This is a genomic window from Paenibacillus physcomitrellae (assembly GCF_002240225.1).
GTDB classification, from domain to species: domain Bacteria; phylum Bacillota; class Bacilli; order Paenibacillales; family Paenibacillaceae; genus Fontibacillus; species Fontibacillus physcomitrellae.
Genome location: NZ_CP022584.1, coordinates 1,015,218 through 1,032,323, shown reverse-complemented (window position 1 = coordinate 1,032,323; position 17,106 = coordinate 1,015,218). Strand labels below are relative to the sequence as shown.

Here is a 17,106-nt window from a genome sequence, read left to right as displayed (position 1 = left end):
TATGAAGGAATTATGGTGGCTTTCACGCCGAACGTTGTCGGCTGCCCTCCGCAAGAAATCCGGCTGGATCATGCTGTTTATTCTGCCGGTAGCAGGTGTGCTGGTCAGCTTGCTGATCTACGGAGGCGGCAGCAGCAGTATACTCAGGGTTGGAATTGTCAATCAAGACGGAGACAGTCCCATTACGCAGAATACGATGAATTTTATATTGAACATGAACAATGCGGAGGTAACCGTCGCCAATACGGAGGAAACGCTGAAGGATCAAATCGCTTCCGGATCTTTGGATACCGGTATTGTGCTGGAGAGCGGCTTCGCCGAGCATGTGCAGAGCGGGCATCCCGAGGGACTGACTGTACTTTCGGTTAAAGGGGCCCAGGTGACGGCTTACCTGAAATCCCTGCTTCAGAATTACATCGTCAATGTAGCTTCGATTGGTGCGGCGACCCAGCAGAATCCGGCTTTATTTGATCAAATTTATAAAGAATATAACGAGAATCATTTTAAGCTTGATGCTGCAGTCGTGCAGGATACTTCAAAGGCCAAAAATATGACTTACCAGTCCATGGGTTTTCTGATCGCCTTTATGATGTTCTCAGCCTGCAATCTGACTCATCTTATTCTGAAGGAAAAGGAAAACCGGACCTATCTGCGGCTGTTGACCTCTCCCGTCTCAGCAAAAATGTATGTGCTTTCGAACGTGTTAGTCAATATTGTTCTCCTTATGACACAGATTGCGCTGACACTGGTTGTACTGAAAGTCGTGCTGGGCATTGATTCAGGCATCCCGACAGCTGAACTTGTTGCTACGCTGTTCCTGTATGGCCTGACCGCAATTGGATTATCGTTAGTCATTGTGGCATTCGCCAAAAATTCCAGCATGTCCGGAGCCTTGCAGAATCTGATTATCACGCCCACCTGTCTCCTGGCAGGCTGCTATTTCCCGGTAGACATCATGCCGGACAGCGTGCGAAAAATCGCCACGTTTCTTCCGCAGCATTGGCTGCTCGAAACCGTTAATGACCTGCAGACGGGTACGCCTTTTGGTCATCTTTATCTGAACTTGCTGATCATGGCGGCTTTTGCTGCCGCTTTTAGCCTCATTGCCGTCTACAGGTTCAGCCGGAATAATGATACCCGGACCTTCGTATAGAAGGCGCTTCTGCAAACAAAGCCAATCCGGCTGGCCGGATTGGCTTTTGTTCATGGCAGGGGGCGATTCGGTTGTCAGCTCTAATATAAATCAAACATGTTGACTTCATAGCTCTGCATTTTCAGATAAGTAAACAGCTGGCCGCGATGGTGATGGGTATGGGTTACAATTTCAACCAGCCATTTGGCCTGGGTAGAACCGTGGTCCATATAGAAAGGTCTGGTTTCTTTATGCCAAAAATCCTCTTCGTCTAAAGCCTCCATGTAGCCTTTAAGCTTCTCTAATCCTTGCTTCATTAATGAACCTAACGAAGACGGGGCGGCCTCGGCAAACCGGGCTTCCATCTGCCGGATGTCGGACTCCGAATACTCCTGCAGGATGAGCAGATCCACAGAAGGGATGGCTGTCAGGTGTTCGGCCAGTTCTTTTAAGGTTCTCATGTTCTCATGAGGACGGTAGGACCAGTCCTCCGGTTTGATTTTGGCAATCAGGCCGTCAGTGGTTCTAACAATTAATTGTAATTCATCAAACAGCAATTGTTTCATTTCCTGAGCAGCAGTCATTCCACACACTCCATTCGGTTGGTATGCCAGACATCCGGAGATGCTGGGCTTGTATCCAAGTATAAGTTACAATAGTGACAAGTATTGTCATGATCGCAGAAAAAAATAAGGGAGCAGGAATATGTCCAAATCAAAGCGGCTGATGGAGCTGATGCTTGCAGTGCACCGCAAGCGCCATTTTACCGTTAAGGAGCTGGCGAATGAATTCGGCGTTTCATCCCGGACCATTCTGAGGGATTTGCAGGAGCTGGGAGAGCTTGGTGTCCCGCTTTATTCCGAAGTGGGGCCGCATGGGGGCTACCGGCTGCTGAATGAGCGGATGCTGCCGCCAATCGCGTTCAGCGAGGAGGAGGCCGTGGCGGTCTTTTTCGCAAGCCATGCGCTCAGGCATTATCGGGATATTCCGTTTCAGACGGAAATTTCTTCGGCTTTAAGCAAGTTCTATCTGCATATGCCGCAGGATGTCCGGGACAAAATTGATGTGATGCGGGATCGGGTCGATTTTCAGGTGCCGCAGCGGCCGCAGAAATCGCCTCATCTGAATTTGCTGCTTCAGGCAGCGATCGGGCAGCAGGTGGTGCGTGCTGAATATGACGGGCGGAAAGGCTCCGAGATCCGGGAGATTTTGCCGGTCGGTATTTATGCCAGCGGCGGGTTGTGGTATTGTCCGGCGTATTGTTTCAGCAGAAAAGATTACCGCCTGTTTCGCTGTGATCGGATCACCGCCGCCGAGATCCTCGATGGGCCTGAATTCGAATTTCTCAAGGCAGGGCATGAAATTCCCAAGACAGGGCAGGTTGACCTGAAGAACTGGGGCAGCGTGCATCACGCGAATTCCGAATTTGTTGATATTTATGTAGAGCTGAGCCGGGAAGGCTGCCGCAGATGTGAATCCGAGCTTTGGCCGCTGCTGAAGATTTATACCAGAGCAGACGGGAGCGGCTGGATCGACGGCCGGATTCTGAAGACGGACATTCGGTTTTTTACGAATTATTTCCTGGGATTGGGATTGGATGCGAAAGTGACCCAGCCTGAAGAGCTGGTGACAGCCATACGGCGGCAGCTTACTGCTGTGCAGGAGGTATACCGCCAGGAGGATAAAGGATAAATAAAAAACCGTGCTCAAGCTGAAAAGCTAAGCACGGTTTTTTGGTGCGAGAGGTCTTTATTTAGGTGGGCGGAAAAGGTTGAATCTGTTGGAATTTAAGGCTCCGCGAAATTTCAGTCCACCAACAATGAAACCACTTGGCCTTTATTGACGTCGATCAGACCCCAGTCGGTGATTTTGAGCGCTGGGCTGACAGCCAGCGAATGTGTGCTGATTGACATGATCGGATTGTAGTGCTTATAACCAAGCGATTTCATTGCGGCACGCAGCTTCTGAACCTTGCGGCCGGCAGTCTCCAGTGGTTCCTCGGTCAGAATCCCGCCGACCGGAAGCTCCATCATGGCCAGAATTTGTCCATTCTCCGCGGCGCAGAAGCCGCCCTGGCTTTGAATGACCGCATTGGCAGCCACCATCATATCGTAAGGATTGCGGCCGACGACCAGCAGATTATGGTTATCATGCGAATAAGTCGTGGCGATGGCGCCGCGCTGGATCGTATCGCCGTCAATGAGGCCGTAGGCGCGGTTGCCGTTCTTCCCGTAACGTTCAAAGGTTGCGATCAGTCCGTGACCGCTGCTTTGCCAATCCAGCAAACCTTCCGTTACCGTAACGGGCACGTGGCGTTCCTCGGTGAAAGTAGAGCCGTCCTTCACCAGCATCATCCGGGCCGTGTGGGTTCCGTCCGCCGTGTCCAGCTTCACCTGGAAGTCGGCTTCGGACAACGGGCTGAGCCGGACACTAGTGTAGAAATGCGGCGGGAATTGGCCGGAGCGGGCAGTTTGTCCGTAGTCGCTTTGATGATCGAACACTTTGGCCCCATTTTTATAAACCTCATCAATGACCAGACGCTCCAGATCCGATACGAGCAGGAAATCGGCAACCTTGTTTGGCGCAATGCTGCCGCGGTCGTGCATCTTCATCCGCCGGGTTGGCGTAAAGGTAGCGGCATAAATGGCGTCCTCCGGCTTCATGCCCAAGGCAACGGCTTTGCGGACGATATGGTTCAAATGGCCGTCTTCGATGAAAGCATCGGTCATGACGTCGTCGGTCACAAAGCAGAAATGCTCGGCTACATCATGCTGAAGCAGGTAATCCATCACTTCGCGTGTCATTGATTTCTCCTGGATTTCGATAAACATGCCCGCTGCAATGCGGGCTTCCATGCCTTCAATGCTCTGATGGGTATGGTCGGAATCAATGCCGGCGGCGATCAGCTGGTGCAGATCAAGATCAAGCAGCTTCGGCGTATGGCCTTCGATAATCAAATCCGGATAATGGCTGCGGATGTGGCGCAAAATCTGATTCGTTTTGCATTCCGGGTCCCGGATGACATCGACGTAATTCATGATTTCCCCTAGGCAGGCGATCGTCTCCGTTCTCAGAAGCTCGTCCATGTCTTCAATTTCGATTGAACCGCCTGTGGTCTCCATCGGGGTTGCCGGAACTGAGCTCGGTATGGCGTAAAACATATCAGCCGTGCAGTCTTTGCTGGCCGCCAACATCTGTTTGACGCCTTCCAGACCAAACACGTTGGCCATTTCATGAGGTTCGGGCACGATAGTTGTTACCCCGTTCTTAATGAGTCCGTAGGAAAAAGAAGCGGGCGTCACCATCGAGCTCTCGATGTGCAAATGAATGTCGACAAGGCCCGGAATCATCCAGCGCCCTTTGGCGTCAATGACTTCCTCAGCCTCAAACGTCTCGATTCCCCGGCTCCCGATATACAGGAATTTGCCGTCCTGAACAGCAACATTGGCTGCATCAAATCTCTTGTAGTAACTGTTGTAAACCTTCGCGTTCACAATTAATTGCTGTACGTTCATGATTTAGCTCCTGCCTACCTTAATCCACCAATACCATTCTGTCTTGAGGGAATGCAAGGTTTATTCTTTGTCCGCTGAGATAAGGGGTGTCCATTTCCTGGTTGACTGTAAACTCGCCAAATTCGGTATCCACGACGTATTGATAACTGCGCCCGAGATATGTGCTGACTTTGATAATGCCCGGCATCACATTGTCCAGCTCGTCTGAAGCGCTGTTCTGCGGCAGCAGCAGCAAATCGTCCGGCCGGAACGCGCCTTTGAGTCCGCTGGGCTTGGCTGTGCCCGGGTTTCTGGAGGCCTTGAATTCGCGTCCGCCCAGGTTCAGCACGAATTCACCATTCTCCTCGCGGCGGCTTGCGAACTCGAGGAAGTTCTGAAAGCCGATAAAGCGGGCCACATATTCGCTGGCCGGGTAGCGGAAGATTTTGGCCGGGGCATCAAGCTGCTCGATATTGCCTTTGTTCATAATGGCCACCCGGTCGGAGATGGAGAAGCATTCCTCCTGATCATGGGACACGTAAACGGTGGTAATGCCAAGCTCCTGCTGGATGCGGCGGATTTCCACCCTCATATTAACCCGCAGATTCGCGTCGAGGTTGCTGAGCGGTTCGTCGAACAGCAGCAGCTCCGGTTCGATGACAAGCGCGCGGGCGATGGCTACCCGCTGGCGCTGGCCGCCGGACAGCTCACGCGGATAGCGGTCTTCAAAGCCGATAAGGCTGACTACCTCGAGAATTCGCATGACCCGCTGCTTCACTTCTGCGTCTTTTACTTTACGCATGCGCAGGCCGAAGGCGACATTTTCATAGACACTCAGATGGGGGAACAGGGCGTAGCTTTGAAACACAAAGCCGAAATTGCGTTTGTTGACCGGCATCCGGGTATAATCCTTGCCGCCGAACATGAACTTGCCGTCCTTGGAATCCAGAAATCCCGCGATCAGGCGCAGGGTGGTCGTCTTGCCGCAGCCGCTTGGGCCAAGCAGGGAAACGAGCTGTCCTTGTTCGATGTTCAGGTTAAAATCTTCTAATACTAGCTGGTTGTTGTAGGCAACCGATATATGCTCCAAGCTTAAGAGCGACATTGAGTCTCGCCTCCATTAGCGTTTTGTAAAATAAGACAATCCCATCAGTCTTTCAATCCCGAACATCAGAATGCCGGTCAGGACCATCAGCAGGACGGAAATAGCCGCGATGGTCGGGTCGAAATAATTCTCTACATAAGTCAACATTTGAATCGGCAGGGTGCTTACGCCCGGACCGGTCATAAACAAGGAGATGTCCACATTGTTGAACGACTCCAGGAATGCGATCAGCACGGCGGCGATAATCCCGGAACGAATGTTGGGCAGAACCACCTTGAAGAACGTCTTGAGCGGTCCCGCGCCGAGACTGAGCGCTGCTTCTTCTATCGCGAAGTCAAAGCTGGACAAGCTGGAGCCTACGACCCGGATGATGAACGGCAGCATGATGACGGTATGTCCAACAAGCAAACCCGCATAAAGAGGCAGGTGATACGTAACGAGCAGATATTTGAGCATGGTGAAGCCCAGCACGATGCCCGGAATCAGCACGGGTGACAGAAAAGCAGCGTTAAGCGCGTCCTTGCCCTTAAAGCTGAACCGGTTCAGCGCATAAGCGGCCGGGATGCCGAGCAGCAGTGACAGTAAATTGCCAATCAGTGAGATGATGATGGAGGTTGTAAAGGTCTTCGGAAACATCTGAACTTCGAAAATATGCCGGTACCAGTGCAGGGAAAAACCGTCAGGCGGAAATTTGAGCACGGTTCCGGGTTCAAAGGAGGTGATTGAGATAATCAGAAGCGGGCCCAGCAGAAATAGATAGACCAGCAGACTGAATAGACCAAGTCCCCACTGTTTATTCCGCATCGTTGTCTACCCCTTCGGATTTAATTTGTTTGCCCATTTATTCATGAGCCCCACTACAACAAACGTAATGACGATCATGATCGTGGCGATGATGGAAGCCGAATACCAGTCGTTCAGCGTCATAGCGTTCTGGTACAGGAACGTAGAGATCACTCGCTGTTTGCCGCCGAGCAGGGCGGGGGTCGTATAAGCCGTCAGACTGCCGACGAAGACGAGAATACCGCCGATAATCAGGCCAGGCATGGCGAGCGGGAACACGACCTTGAAAAAGGCTTTGGCCCGCGATGCGCCAAGGCTTTGCGCAGCCGTCATCAAATCGCCGTCAATGTTCTCCAGTACACCGACGAGTGAAATGATCATCATCGGCAGGAACAGGTGTAGCATGCCGATCATCATGGCGACAGGCGTATATAGAATCGTCAAAGGTTTGTCAATCAGCCCGATGTCCACGAGCAAATTGTTGATCAGACCTTTGCGGCCCAAAATAATCATCCAGCTGAAAGAACGGACGACCGGACTGGTCAGCAGCGGGAAGATAGCCAGCGCAAGCAGGATACCTTTGCGGCGGGGCGCTTTCTGCGAGATGTAATAAGCGACGGGCAGGCCGAGCAGAATGCTCAGCAGTGTCGCGGCAACGCTGACTTCAAGCGTGGTCAGCAGGATTTTCAGGAAATAAGGGTCCTTGAAATAATCGACATAACCGGATATGGTGAAGCGTTCGGCCTGGAAAAAAGTCGAGCCGATCGTCAGCACAATCGGAATGATCATAAATACGGATAAAAACAATAAACCTGGCAGCAGCAGCCAGTAAAGGTACGTTTTCTTCATATCCAACTCCTGTTCCCGTCAGCCTGCTTCAGGACGGTTTAAGGTATCGACAAACAGCTGAATGAAAGCCTGCTCGTTAAGGTCCATACATACTTCCACATTAGCGGGCCGTCCGAGGCGGTTCTGGAAATCGCAGACGGTTTGGCCGTCGCACAGCTCGCTGCGGGTTTCCACATCTACGTAATAAGATTTAGCGGTGACCAGTTCGGGATGAATGGCCGCGGCTACAGCCAGCGGATCATGCATAGCACAGGCACGTACTCCGTTGCGTTCTTCATAACGGTCGAAATAAGCCGAGGTGCTGTCCGTAACGTATTCCCGAATATGAGGATTGGTCAGCTTGGCGATGTCTTCGGCGCGGAGCAGCGCTCTGCGGGTGACATCAAGGCCTACCATCGTCAGCTTCGGGAAACCGGCGTGCAGGACCGCACGGGCGGCCTCCGGATCCACATACGCGTTGTATTCCGCCGTCGGTGTGATATTGCCGAGTCCGCCGGCTACGCCGCCCATAAAGATGACTTCGGCCATGTGGTGGATCAAATCCGGGCATTTGTGAAGCGCCAGCGCCAGATTGGTCAGCGGCCCGGTCATGACAAGCGTTACTTCGCCGGGATGGCGGAGGACAGTCTCTACGATAAAGTCGGGCCCAAAGCCGGCTTCGGGCCGCTTGGACGGCTGCATATTGAGCAGGGCGCCGCCCAGTCCGTCATTGCCATGGACCCGGTGTTCAAATACGGGCCTCCGTATAAGCGGTTTATCGGCTCCGGGGATGACCGGAATAGATGAGGCTCCAAGGAACTCTGTAATTTTGCAGGTGTTCAGGGTTGCCTGCTGAAGGGAAACGTTGCCGTTTACGGTTGTAAGGCCTTCGATTTGAAAAACGCCGCTTTTGACGGCAAGCATGATGCCCAGGGCATCGTCGATACCTGTATCCACATCCAAAATCAATCGTCTGGTCATAACATGGTCTCCTGTGTTTGGATAATAGAACCTGCATCCGCGGTCGGCGGATGCAGGCGGGGGTGAGGCTGTATTTCAGCTATTCCAATTATTGTGGTTATTCAAGCTGTCAATGAGGTTCAAGCTTATTGAGCCAGTTCACGGTTCCAGCGGTCTGTCCATTCTTTGATGTTGTCATTAACGAACTTCATGTCCAGTTTGACCAGACCGTTGATTACATCCGCTCCGTAAGTGATGCCTTCGGTTTCGGAGTCACTCAGCTGAACCTGCGAATTCACCGGGGAATCAACTTTGGCTTTGGCCGAAGCTTCCTGAACCTCTTTGCTCAGATGCCAGTTAATGAACTCCTCGGCCAGCTCTTTGTTTTTGCTGCCTTTTACCACGTTGACCGTATTCATGATGGCATAAGCGCCTTCTTTAGGGGATACGAATTTAGCATCAGGAATCGCGGCTTTCAAATCTTTGAAATAGGACTCCATGATCGGCCCGCCTGCAATTTCCTCCTGGGAGAACATGTTCACGAAATCGGAGGTTTGCGTGTAGTATTTCACAACGCTTGGATTCAGTTCTTTCAGCTTGTCAAACGCAGCATCTTCGTTAAAAGTGGTTTGCATGGCCACGTTGGAAGCCGCATCCAAAATCATAGGACCAGCCGTTGCCGTGATGTTCGGCAGGGCCAGGTTATTTTTGAAGTCAGGACCCCACAGGTCACTCCAGGACGTAACCTCTTTTTTGACCATCGACGGGTTATAAACGATGCCCAAGCGGCCAACGGTGTAAGCCGGACCGTAGTCTTGGCCGAGCGGCGCCTGCGCGATGCCGAAGATATTTTCAAGGTTAGGGATTTTGCTGCGGTCGATCTTCTCGAACAAACCTTCATTAATCGCCTGCTGCGCATAGTAGTCGGACAGGTACATAACGTCCACATCAGAGCTGCCTTGGCGGATCTTGTTCAGGCGTTCGGCGTTGTTGCCGGTTTCGACGACGATTTTTACATTGTGTTCTTTCTCAAATGGTGCATAAACCTCTTTATCGAAGAAATCCTCGGAGAATCCCCAGGTAGAAATGACCAGCTTCGTTGGTTCGCCGCTTGCGCTGGCGTTAGCCGAGCCTTCTGCGGCAGTGCTGCTGCCCGTGTTAGCGGCGTTGTTTGAGCCGCATCCGGCAAGAAGTAGAGCTGCAAGTGTTGCGGAAGCAAGTCCGCCCATCCATTTTTTCATTGTTCATAACCCTCCATGATATATAGTTCTATTCTTCTGAAACAAAGATTGAGTTCCGGACGCACCAGTAGATCTCCAGTATGGCTCCGGCTGTTCGCTCCTGGACCGTAAGTTTGGCCATGCACCCCCTTGAAAAAGTCAAGAAATAAAAAAAGAAAAGCATTCTTGTAGAGACAAGAACACTTTTCCTTTGTAAACAAAGTCAAGCGGAACCCGCTAATAGAAGGGAGGTCTTTCCTTAAGATAGATCAAAAAGAAAAATCCGTCCTATAAAGTTATGATGGTTCCCGCACAATGACATTCGTAACCGCCCATTGGGTTGCAGCATCGTAATCGCGAAGGAGTGTCTCAATTTCCAGTCCGAGCTGCTCTTCCAACTTCTCACGGAATTTCCGTTTGTACAGCTGCGACATATGGAAGTCCACTTCCAGCTTCAAGCCGGGCGCTTCATCTTCCAGAGCTGCAGAACGGGGAGAACGGCGGTGCTTGGCGTAGAAGCTGACGATGTTGCCTTCTACGTTAGCTCTTAGCAGGGTCGTTCCAAAGCCAAACAATTCTTTCGAAATCTCATTGTAAATCTGGCACATTTTCTTCTTGCTTTCATTGCTGTCCAGCAGCGTCATAATCCACCTGCCTGATTAGTTCGCCTTCTTGTAACGTAAGTTATTATACAAGCATTTTGTCGAACTAGCAAGAAAATTAAGCGATTTTACTTGAAAAAATCAACCTGAAAACGAACATAGTTACAAACCACGGGTCAAAACGTACGGTTTTGCTGCTGTGGTTTATGGTTGGCTGGACTTGTGAAAGCAGCAGTCAGGTCTCAGGTCCCAGGCCGAGCTTGACGGCCATCCTGAAGCCGGACGGACCATAGTTGTATTTCTTGCGCAGGTTGATCAAATCGGGACCAAACGTCTGCTCCAGGGTCGGACGATGAGCCCGCAGCAGCTCGAAGATATACAAGTCATGGATAATAACCTCCGTGATCGGCATCACCAAAGCGGGGTGCACCGTCCAGGCAGCCCGGCTGTCGGTGCCAAGGGAGACGATGCCCGCGATCACTTCACGGTCGTCCATACTGGCCACGATCCAGCGTCCCCCGTATTCCCAAGTGACCTCTTCACTTGAATCATGAGGGAATACCTGGGCAAAGTCGAAATCAAGCTCCCCGTAAACCACGATCAGAATTTCTACTCCCCGTGCAGCCGCTTGCCTTAACTCTGGTTCCAGCATTTTGGCCTCTTCAGTCCAAATCTCGAGCAGCACCCTTTCGCCGGCACGTCCAATCGCTTCCGCTGTTCGGCTGAGAATGGCTTCGGAACCGGTGATATTCCAAATTTGTTCACGGTTTGCAGCCGCCTGAGTGTAGCGGGAAAGAGCTTCCGCCGCCGCGTCTAGTGAAGACTTCATCTTGTTCTTCTTAAGGCGAATCAGCTCCTGAGGGGGGAGCGGGGTGTATAAGGCCGGTTCTTCATGGCTGACAATGATCTCGCCCCGCTCTACAAGCCCGCTTAACACCTCGTAAATCTTCGAGCGGGGAACACCCGAGTTCAAAGAAATCGCGTATCCCGACAACGGCGATTTATCGAGCAGTGCCAAATAGGCTTTAGCTTCATATTCCGTGAAGTTCAAGTCCTGGAGCATACGGATCATTTCTGATGTCATAGGTTGTACTCAATGCCTCCCGGTACGCCAACGTCTTGCGACATATGACGGTTCAATTTTATTTCCTTCCATTATTACATTTCTTGTGCTTGACAGTCCACATAACGAATGTTATACCTGAAATATAAGTGGCTACAAAAGTAGCTACTATATTCACGGGTGATCAGTTCGACGGGAGGAGCATTCATGAACAGGTTAACGGAAGGTGCAAAAATACGAGCAGTTAAAGTGCGGAAAACCGCCTTTAACTTTCATCTGGCAGCGGCTGTAATCGCCGTTTTATTATGGAGCACTTCATTTGTTGGCACCAAGCTGGCTTATCAGTCTTTTCCTCCGCTAACCGTTGGAGCCGCTCGTTTTGCCGTGGCTTCCGTTATATTGGGGGTGCTGCTTGTCCTTCGAAAAGAATTTTATTGGCCTCCGCTCAAAGATCTGGGCTGGATGGCGCTGAGCGGACTACTGGGAATTACCCTTTATTTTTCGCTTGAAAATATCGGGCTGGGCTGGACCTCGGCTTCCAGCGCCGCTTTGATCGTGGCTTCTTACCCGGCTATTACGCTGCTGTTGGAATTTATCTTTTTCCGGATCAGAACCTCCTGGATCAAGGGCCTAGGCATCATAACGGCGATTGCTGGTGTGTATGTCGTAACAGGAGGAAGTGTGGACGGGGGCATTCAATCCGTCAAAGGCAATTTAATTCTGGTGGCAGCGGGAGTCGTATTTGCCGCTTATAATTTCTCCACCCGCAAAGTTGTCGGGAAATATTCGATGGTTACCGTCTCGTTCTATCAAAATGTATCGGGAACTCTTTCGTTTATCCCGCTTGCCTGGTTTGAACACAAGCAGTGGGTCAGGCCGAATGCGCAAGCTGTATGGATGATCGTTTATCTGGGTTTGTTCTGCTCCGTGGCGGCTTTTATGCTTTATAATTACGGGCTGCGCAGACTTCATTCCGGAACGGCGGTAGCGCTGCTTAATCTGGTTCCGGTGTTCGGCGTATTGTTCTCGTCGATGTTCCTGCACGAAGCACTTCATGCAACGGATTGGATCGGAGGATTTATTATCCTCGCCGGGGTTATTTTAAGCGTAACGGAGAAGAGAAAGAAACCTGGGAGCCGCAGGGATCAAGGCGAAATTCCTGACAGCCGGAGGGTTACTTTATAGGATTAGGCGAGAGCGCGTTTGTCGTTCTTGCCTTTTGTTTGTTTGAGGGAAAGAGCGAATGCCAGGGAGTGGAATTTAGATAGGTCTTATTTCCAGTTATTAGGTATAATGGAGTGAGGGTGACTGTTTACGCTTACGAGTCGCAGTGAATTTGTTCTTTGAGGGGGAGGGAGCATGGCGGCTTCCGGAGATTTCTTGAAAAAACTTAAGCTGATCTTGCTTCTCCTGCTGATTACCGCTTTGGTTGCAGGAGCCGTCTATATCATCATGGGTAGGATAGGCCGTCCAATCGATGTAGCCGTTCGCGGGGTCAACTATCAGCTTGGTCCTGAAAACAGCAAGGTTCTAGAGCCTGAGACGCTTCATCTAAAAGGAACTTTGTATAGAAGCTGGAAAGGCTCAAGAACTTTCAAAGGTTCTGTTACATTTGATCATCAGACGATTGAGGTACCGAAAGGGAGTGAAGAGGCTACCATTTCCTTTGATAAAAAGGGATATGGCCCTCTCTGGTATTGGTATTCTGAGAATAACGAAACTGCAGTTCCGCAGGTTTACAGCAACGGGGCTTTGTTTGCCAGTGCAGACTTCAGCGCGGTTACGTTTCTGAGGTACAGGGACTACACGGCCAAAAACGGTACGATCCAAAAGGAATGGAGCGGAGAAGACGGCCTCATGTTTGCGGGACCAGCTGCAAACAGGGAAGAGGCGCTTGAGGTGTCGAACCGGTTAATGAAGGAGTACTTAACGGATAACGGTTATGCAGGCGGCCGGTTTGTCTTGAAATAGAAGATTTTTGCTGTCAGGAGTGTTTCATAAGTTGATCACCTGAAGGAGTTGGTTTCGGATGAGCAAATTGGTGATGTTTAGCGATCTGATTGAAGATCGGAATGTGGAACTACATCGTCGATTGTTGGAGCTGTTGGGAAATAAAAATCCTTCCATCGGTTACATTCCGTCAAGTTCGGATTTGGAAAGGCGATTTTTTAGCCATACAGCTGAGTATTACAGAGGTATTGGCATACATAAATTAGATTATATTGATCTTGATCTGGAATTTCATGAAGAGACATTCTCAGACCTATTTGCCTATGACGCTATTCATTTATCCGGCGGGAATACCTTCTATTTTCTGGAGCTGCTCAAGAGAAGGGGAATCCTTAATGCCCTGCGCAAATATGCAGCCAACGGAGGCATATTGATCGGTGTAAGTGCAGGCAGTATCTTAATGACTCCAACGATTGGACTTGCCGGATTTGGAGAGGAAGCAGATCTAAGCCGGAATAGAACGGAAGATTTGCAGGCTTTGGGACTAGTTTCGTTTGAATTCCTGCCCCATTGGGATGGCACAGAGGAAGCCGTTGATGCGGCAAATAAGTATGCCAGAGAACGGAAAGTTCCTGTTTATATGGTCCAAGACGGCGGCGGAGTAGTGGTCGATCAGCAGAGGATCGAGCAGTTTGGAGAGGTGAGAATAGTAACAGGGGGTTAAGGACTATGTTCTATGTCAATTCGAGGGCCATTATTGAACGTTTTAGCGGGGACGAAACCGAGATCATCCTACAAAGAAGGACAAAGCCGGATTCTCTGTTTAAGCTTGAGCTTCCAGGAGGAAGGATTGACCCCTTCGAGTCCTTAATAGAAGCTTTAATCAGAGAAGTTAAAGAAGAAACCGGGTTGGATATTTCAAAAATTGAGGATGTGGAAACAAGAGTAGATACGGCCGGGATGAACCCGGCATTTGAGGTTGAATGCCTGAAACCTTTTGCGGCTTATCAGACTATCAAAGGGCCGGTTGATTCGGTAGGTCTTTATTTCAGATGCCAGGCTACGGGGAATTTACTTGAGATAGGCGATGACACCTCGGAGATCAAATGGATGAACGTGAAAGAGGTCAGAGATTTGTTCCGGCAGGATCCGTTAGGTTTCTCGGATGTAGACAGAGCTGGAATTAAATATTATTTGAAGTTTAAGGGCTTGCTAACATGAGAAAAAAGTAAAAGAACGGAGGGGTTTGGTGAAGCTCTTCAAATTTATTGTGCTTTCACTGGTGGTCGTTTCAGTGTTGTCTGCTTGTTCGCCAAAAGAGGCGAATGCGGCAACCCATGGCAAGGTTGATGAAAATGCGTCGATCAGCCCTTCTGCCAGCATGGCTTCTTCTCTCTATTATAACAACAAGAGCCAGGGGACAGTTCATCGTAGCAGTCAGCAGTTTGTATGGGAGTCAGGCAGCGTCAGTCTGATCGCTGCAAAATTGAAAAGTAAAGAACCGGGTCCCGATTCCAATTATTTAGGGGGAATTACGGTTAAGAACGGAGATCAGAAATTCCAACTTACGCTTAAAATCAAGGTGCACCAGATTAATTCTGTTTCCTTATCAGGCGACCAGCAATTTATGGCTGTTAGTTTGTTTACTGGAGCTGGTTCACAGATCATGGTTGTTAACCTTGCTAATGGAGAAGCCGTGGATCTAAATGCTGAGCTGGAAGCCAAAACCAATAGGTATGTAGAAACGATATCCGCTTACAACTGGTCTCCGTCAAACCACCAGCTTGCGGTAGCTTACGGTGACACAAGTTTAAGCAATATTGCGATTTACGATGTAGACCAGAAATCACTTTCTCTTGTTTCTTCTCCTACACTCTTAATTTCGACGGCCCATGTCTTGTGGCAAATCAGCGGTGAGGTTTTGGATTATGTCAGTGAAAGTCCCTCTGATCATTATAAGTTGTACCGATATGATCTTAAAGCGAGCAAAGCAGAAGAAGTCGTGGATTTTTCACGGGATGAGGTTAACGAGTTAAATAGATTAAGTCCTGAGTATATTCAAGATTGAAGGGAGGGGAAATATGGATACTACTTGGAAAATATCCGCCTATGACCCTATATGGAGAGAAAGATTCATTGAAGTCGGGCGTCAGTTTCGTGAAACGCCAGGGAACCGTAGAACCCATGTCCACGTAAGGGAAACGGGAAGTTTTTCCGAGCAGATGTCCTTGTTATTTCGAGATTAATGAACTTATATCAACTTGATCGGATTAAATACGTGGAAGGCAAAGGACCGATTGTATGGGATATTTTAAGCCAAGCACATCTTTGGTCTCAGGAAACGGGCTGGAAAGCAGGGGAGGCGGATCTTTAGATGCGTAATAAAAAATATTGGATACTTCTTCCGCCTTTCTTGATAACGGGAATCCTGTTAGCGATCTATTTACCTCACAGGCCCTATGCCTTACTTACCGTAGTTGTGTTCTGGGTAGTGTATTATTGCTGGGTATATTTCGATAAAAACAAAACGAGCTGACTTCTTCTAGGCTTCTAAGGAAATAGCTGTTATCAAAAAGAAGGGCGACACACCCCTTCACCGCGTGCCGTTGTCGATCCAGAACCGAAGGACAACATTGCCGTCTTCTTCAACAAACTTCGTGTCCGGTCTTCCGCCGTTCTTTAGAATCGTTCTTGCGGAGGCGATATTCCACTCATCACAAACAACCAGAACTTTATCTATTCCCAATGCACGGGTTTTCTCCAAAGATAAGGCCAATAGCTTGGCTGCGTACCCTTTTCTTCTTTCAGAAGGTCGGATGCCGTACCCAATATGACCGCCGCAATTCAAAAGCCGTTCATTGAGTCTATGCCGGATGTTAACTGCTCCAACGACTTTGCGATCCTCGGTGATCAGCCAAAACGTGGAATCCGGAACCCTTTGGTCCGGCTGTTCGTCCTTCTCATTGTTGGTTAAAAAATGCAGCATGCCCTGGAAATCCGACGGGTCTTGACTGATCACCCAAGGAACCATGTTTTCTCCACTATCGATCCATTCCTGATAGAACTTTAAATATTCATCTCTTAATTCCATCGATGGCTGCACTAAACGGACATTTTCTGTCATGTTGGCTCTCCTTAAGGGGATTTTCTTTTACTGTATTATACTCAATATCCTTTTGGTAGCAAGCTGATCCCGTGATAGAATGACAGTGGTGCTTAGGCCTAAATTTTGCTGGCCGAACCCCATAAAAATTAACCCTCTGAGGTGTTTCTGAATGACAAATAACAGAACCAGTCCTAAAGTTGAAGAATTTCTGAGCAAAGCGACCAAATGGAAAGAGGAATATGTAAAACTGAGAGCCATTGTTCTTGATAGTCACAGCGAGCTGATCGAGGATTTTAAATGGATGCACCCTTGCTATACCTTTAATGGCAAGAACATCGTCATCATCCACGGATTTAAAGAGTATTGCGCGCTTTTGTTCCACAAAGGGGCTTTGATGAAGGATCCCGCAGGGATTTTAATTCAGCAAACGGACAAGGTCCAGGCGGCGCGCCAAATTCGGTTCACAAACATTGAAGACATAACAGCACTTGAAGCTACTTTAAAGGCGTATATTCAGGCAGCTATTGAAATTGAACAAGCCGGACTGAAAATCGATTTCAAACAGACTGCTGAATACAACGTTCCTGAGGAACTGGAGCAGAAGTTCGCTGAACTGCCTGCCCTCAAGACGGCTTTTGAAGCGTTGACACCCGGGCGTCAGAGAGCTTACCTCTTTTATTTCTCGGAAGCCAAGCAATCCAAGACCCGAGTGTCCAGAATTGAAAAATATGTTCAGTCTATTCTTGACGGAAAAGGTTTAAACGATTAAAACCTCATCATTCCATCGCTTTCAAGCGGCTGCCATAAATTTTCATATACATAAATAGGGATAAGTGCTTCGGTTTGTGTTATGATAAGAACAA

The 17,106-nt window shown here is 49.5% G+C and carries 18 protein-coding genes; 8 read left to right on the top strand and 10 right to left on the bottom strand.

Features of this window, described 5'->3' with window-relative positions:
* Position 1 precedes the first annotated feature (1 nt).
* Complete coding sequence (locus CBE73_RS04705; protein WP_094093225.1) at positions 2-1,153, top strand: ABC transporter permease; 1,152 nt, start codon at positions 2-4, stop codon at positions 1,151-1,153.
* A gap of 80 nt (positions 1,154-1,233) precedes the next feature.
* Here the strand turns inward: CBE73_RS04705 and CBE73_RS04700 are convergent, their stop codons facing one another.
* On the bottom strand, positions 1,234-1,716 hold the full coding sequence (locus CBE73_RS04700) for a DinB family protein (protein ID WP_094093224.1): 483 nt from the start codon (positions 1,714-1,716) through the stop codon (positions 1,234-1,236).
* A gap of 121 nt (positions 1,717-1,837) precedes the next feature.
* Between CBE73_RS04700 and CBE73_RS04695 the strand changes: the two genes are divergently transcribed.
* On the top strand, positions 1,838-2,824 hold the full coding sequence (locus CBE73_RS04695) for a helix-turn-helix transcriptional regulator (protein WP_094093223.1): 987 nt from the start codon (positions 1,838-1,840) through the stop codon (positions 2,822-2,824).
* A 113-nt stretch (positions 2,825-2,937) separates the two neighbouring features.
* Here the strand turns inward: CBE73_RS04695 and CBE73_RS04690 are convergent, their stop codons facing one another.
* From CBE73_RS04690 to CBE73_RS04655, 8 genes are all read right to left on the bottom strand, one after another.
* Entirely contained in the window at positions 2,938-4,647 is a 1,710-nt protein-coding gene (locus tag CBE73_RS04690) for an adenine deaminase C-terminal domain-containing protein (protein ID WP_094093222.1), read from the bottom strand.
* 19 nt (positions 4,648-4,666) lie between these two features.
* A complete protein-coding gene (locus tag CBE73_RS04685) occupies positions 4,667-5,731 on the bottom strand; it encodes an ABC transporter ATP-binding protein (protein ID WP_094093221.1) in 1,065 nt (354 codons plus the stop codon).
* A 15-nt stretch (positions 5,732-5,746) separates the two neighbouring features.
* The gene (locus CBE73_RS04680; RefSeq protein ID WP_094093220.1) at positions 5,747-6,535 is read right to left on the bottom strand and encodes an ABC transporter permease; all 789 of its coding nucleotides are present in this window, start codon (positions 6,533-6,535) and stop codon (positions 5,747-5,749) included.
* Between the two features lie 6 nt (positions 6,536-6,541).
* A complete protein-coding gene (locus tag CBE73_RS04675) occupies positions 6,542-7,363 on the bottom strand; it encodes an ABC transporter permease (protein WP_094093219.1) in 822 nt (273 codons plus the stop codon).
* 18 nt (positions 7,364-7,381) lie between these two features.
* Complete coding sequence (locus CBE73_RS04670) at positions 7,382-8,323, bottom strand: nucleoside hydrolase (protein ID WP_094093218.1); 942 nt, start codon at positions 8,321-8,323, stop codon at positions 7,382-7,384.
* Positions 8,324-8,448: 125 nt separating this feature from the next.
* Complete coding sequence (locus tag CBE73_RS04665; protein ID WP_094093217.1) at positions 8,449-9,543, bottom strand: ABC transporter substrate-binding protein; 1,095 nt, start codon at positions 9,541-9,543, stop codon at positions 8,449-8,451.
* A 275-nt stretch (positions 9,544-9,818) separates the two neighbouring features.
* Entirely contained in the window at positions 9,819-10,166 is a 348-nt protein-coding gene (locus CBE73_RS04660) for a DUF2294 domain-containing protein (RefSeq protein ID WP_068695706.1), read from the bottom strand.
* Positions 10,167-10,359: 193 nt separating this feature from the next.
* Positions 10,360-11,208, bottom strand: a complete 849-nt coding sequence (locus CBE73_RS04655; protein WP_094093216.1) for a TrmB family transcriptional regulator — start codon at positions 11,206-11,208, stop codon at positions 10,360-10,362.
* A 186-nt stretch (positions 11,209-11,394) separates the two neighbouring features.
* Here CBE73_RS04655 and CBE73_RS04650 point away from each other — a divergent pair, with 186 nt between their 5' ends.
* From CBE73_RS04650 to CBE73_RS04630, 5 genes are all read left to right on the top strand, one after another.
* The gene (locus CBE73_RS04650; RefSeq protein WP_094093215.1) at positions 11,395-12,372 is read left to right on the top strand and encodes a DMT family transporter; all 978 of its coding nucleotides are present in this window, start codon (positions 11,395-11,397) and stop codon (positions 12,370-12,372) included.
* 174 nt (positions 12,373-12,546) lie between these two features.
* Entirely contained in the window at positions 12,547-13,158 is a 612-nt protein-coding gene (locus CBE73_RS04645) for a hypothetical protein (RefSeq protein ID WP_094093214.1), read from the top strand.
* 58 nt (positions 13,159-13,216) lie between these two features.
* Positions 13,217-13,861: a Type 1 glutamine amidotransferase-like domain-containing protein gene (locus CBE73_RS04640; protein ID WP_094093213.1), complete on the top strand. Its 645-nt coding sequence runs from the start codon at positions 13,217-13,219 to the stop codon at positions 13,859-13,861.
* A 5-nt stretch (positions 13,862-13,866) separates the two neighbouring features.
* Positions 13,867-14,358, top strand: a complete 492-nt coding sequence (locus CBE73_RS04635) for an NUDIX hydrolase (protein ID WP_094093212.1) — start codon at positions 13,867-13,869, stop codon at positions 14,356-14,358.
* 28 nt (positions 14,359-14,386) lie between these two features.
* Complete coding sequence (locus CBE73_RS04630; protein WP_094093211.1) at positions 14,387-15,205, top strand: hypothetical protein; 819 nt, start codon at positions 14,387-14,389, stop codon at positions 15,203-15,205.
* A 525-nt stretch (positions 15,206-15,730) separates the two neighbouring features.
* Here CBE73_RS04630 and CBE73_RS04620 read toward each other — a convergent pair.
* The gene (locus CBE73_RS04620; protein ID WP_094093210.1) at positions 15,731-16,261 is read right to left on the bottom strand and encodes a GNAT family N-acetyltransferase; all 531 of its coding nucleotides are present in this window, start codon (positions 16,259-16,261) and stop codon (positions 15,731-15,733) included.
* Positions 16,262-16,412: 151 nt separating this feature from the next.
* Here CBE73_RS04620 and CBE73_RS04615 point away from each other — a divergent pair, with 151 nt between their 5' ends.
* Positions 16,413-17,012: a YdeI/OmpD-associated family protein gene (locus CBE73_RS04615; RefSeq protein WP_094093209.1), complete on the top strand. Its 600-nt coding sequence runs from the start codon at positions 16,413-16,415 to the stop codon at positions 17,010-17,012.
* The last annotated feature ends 94 nt before the right edge of the window (positions 17,013-17,106 follow it).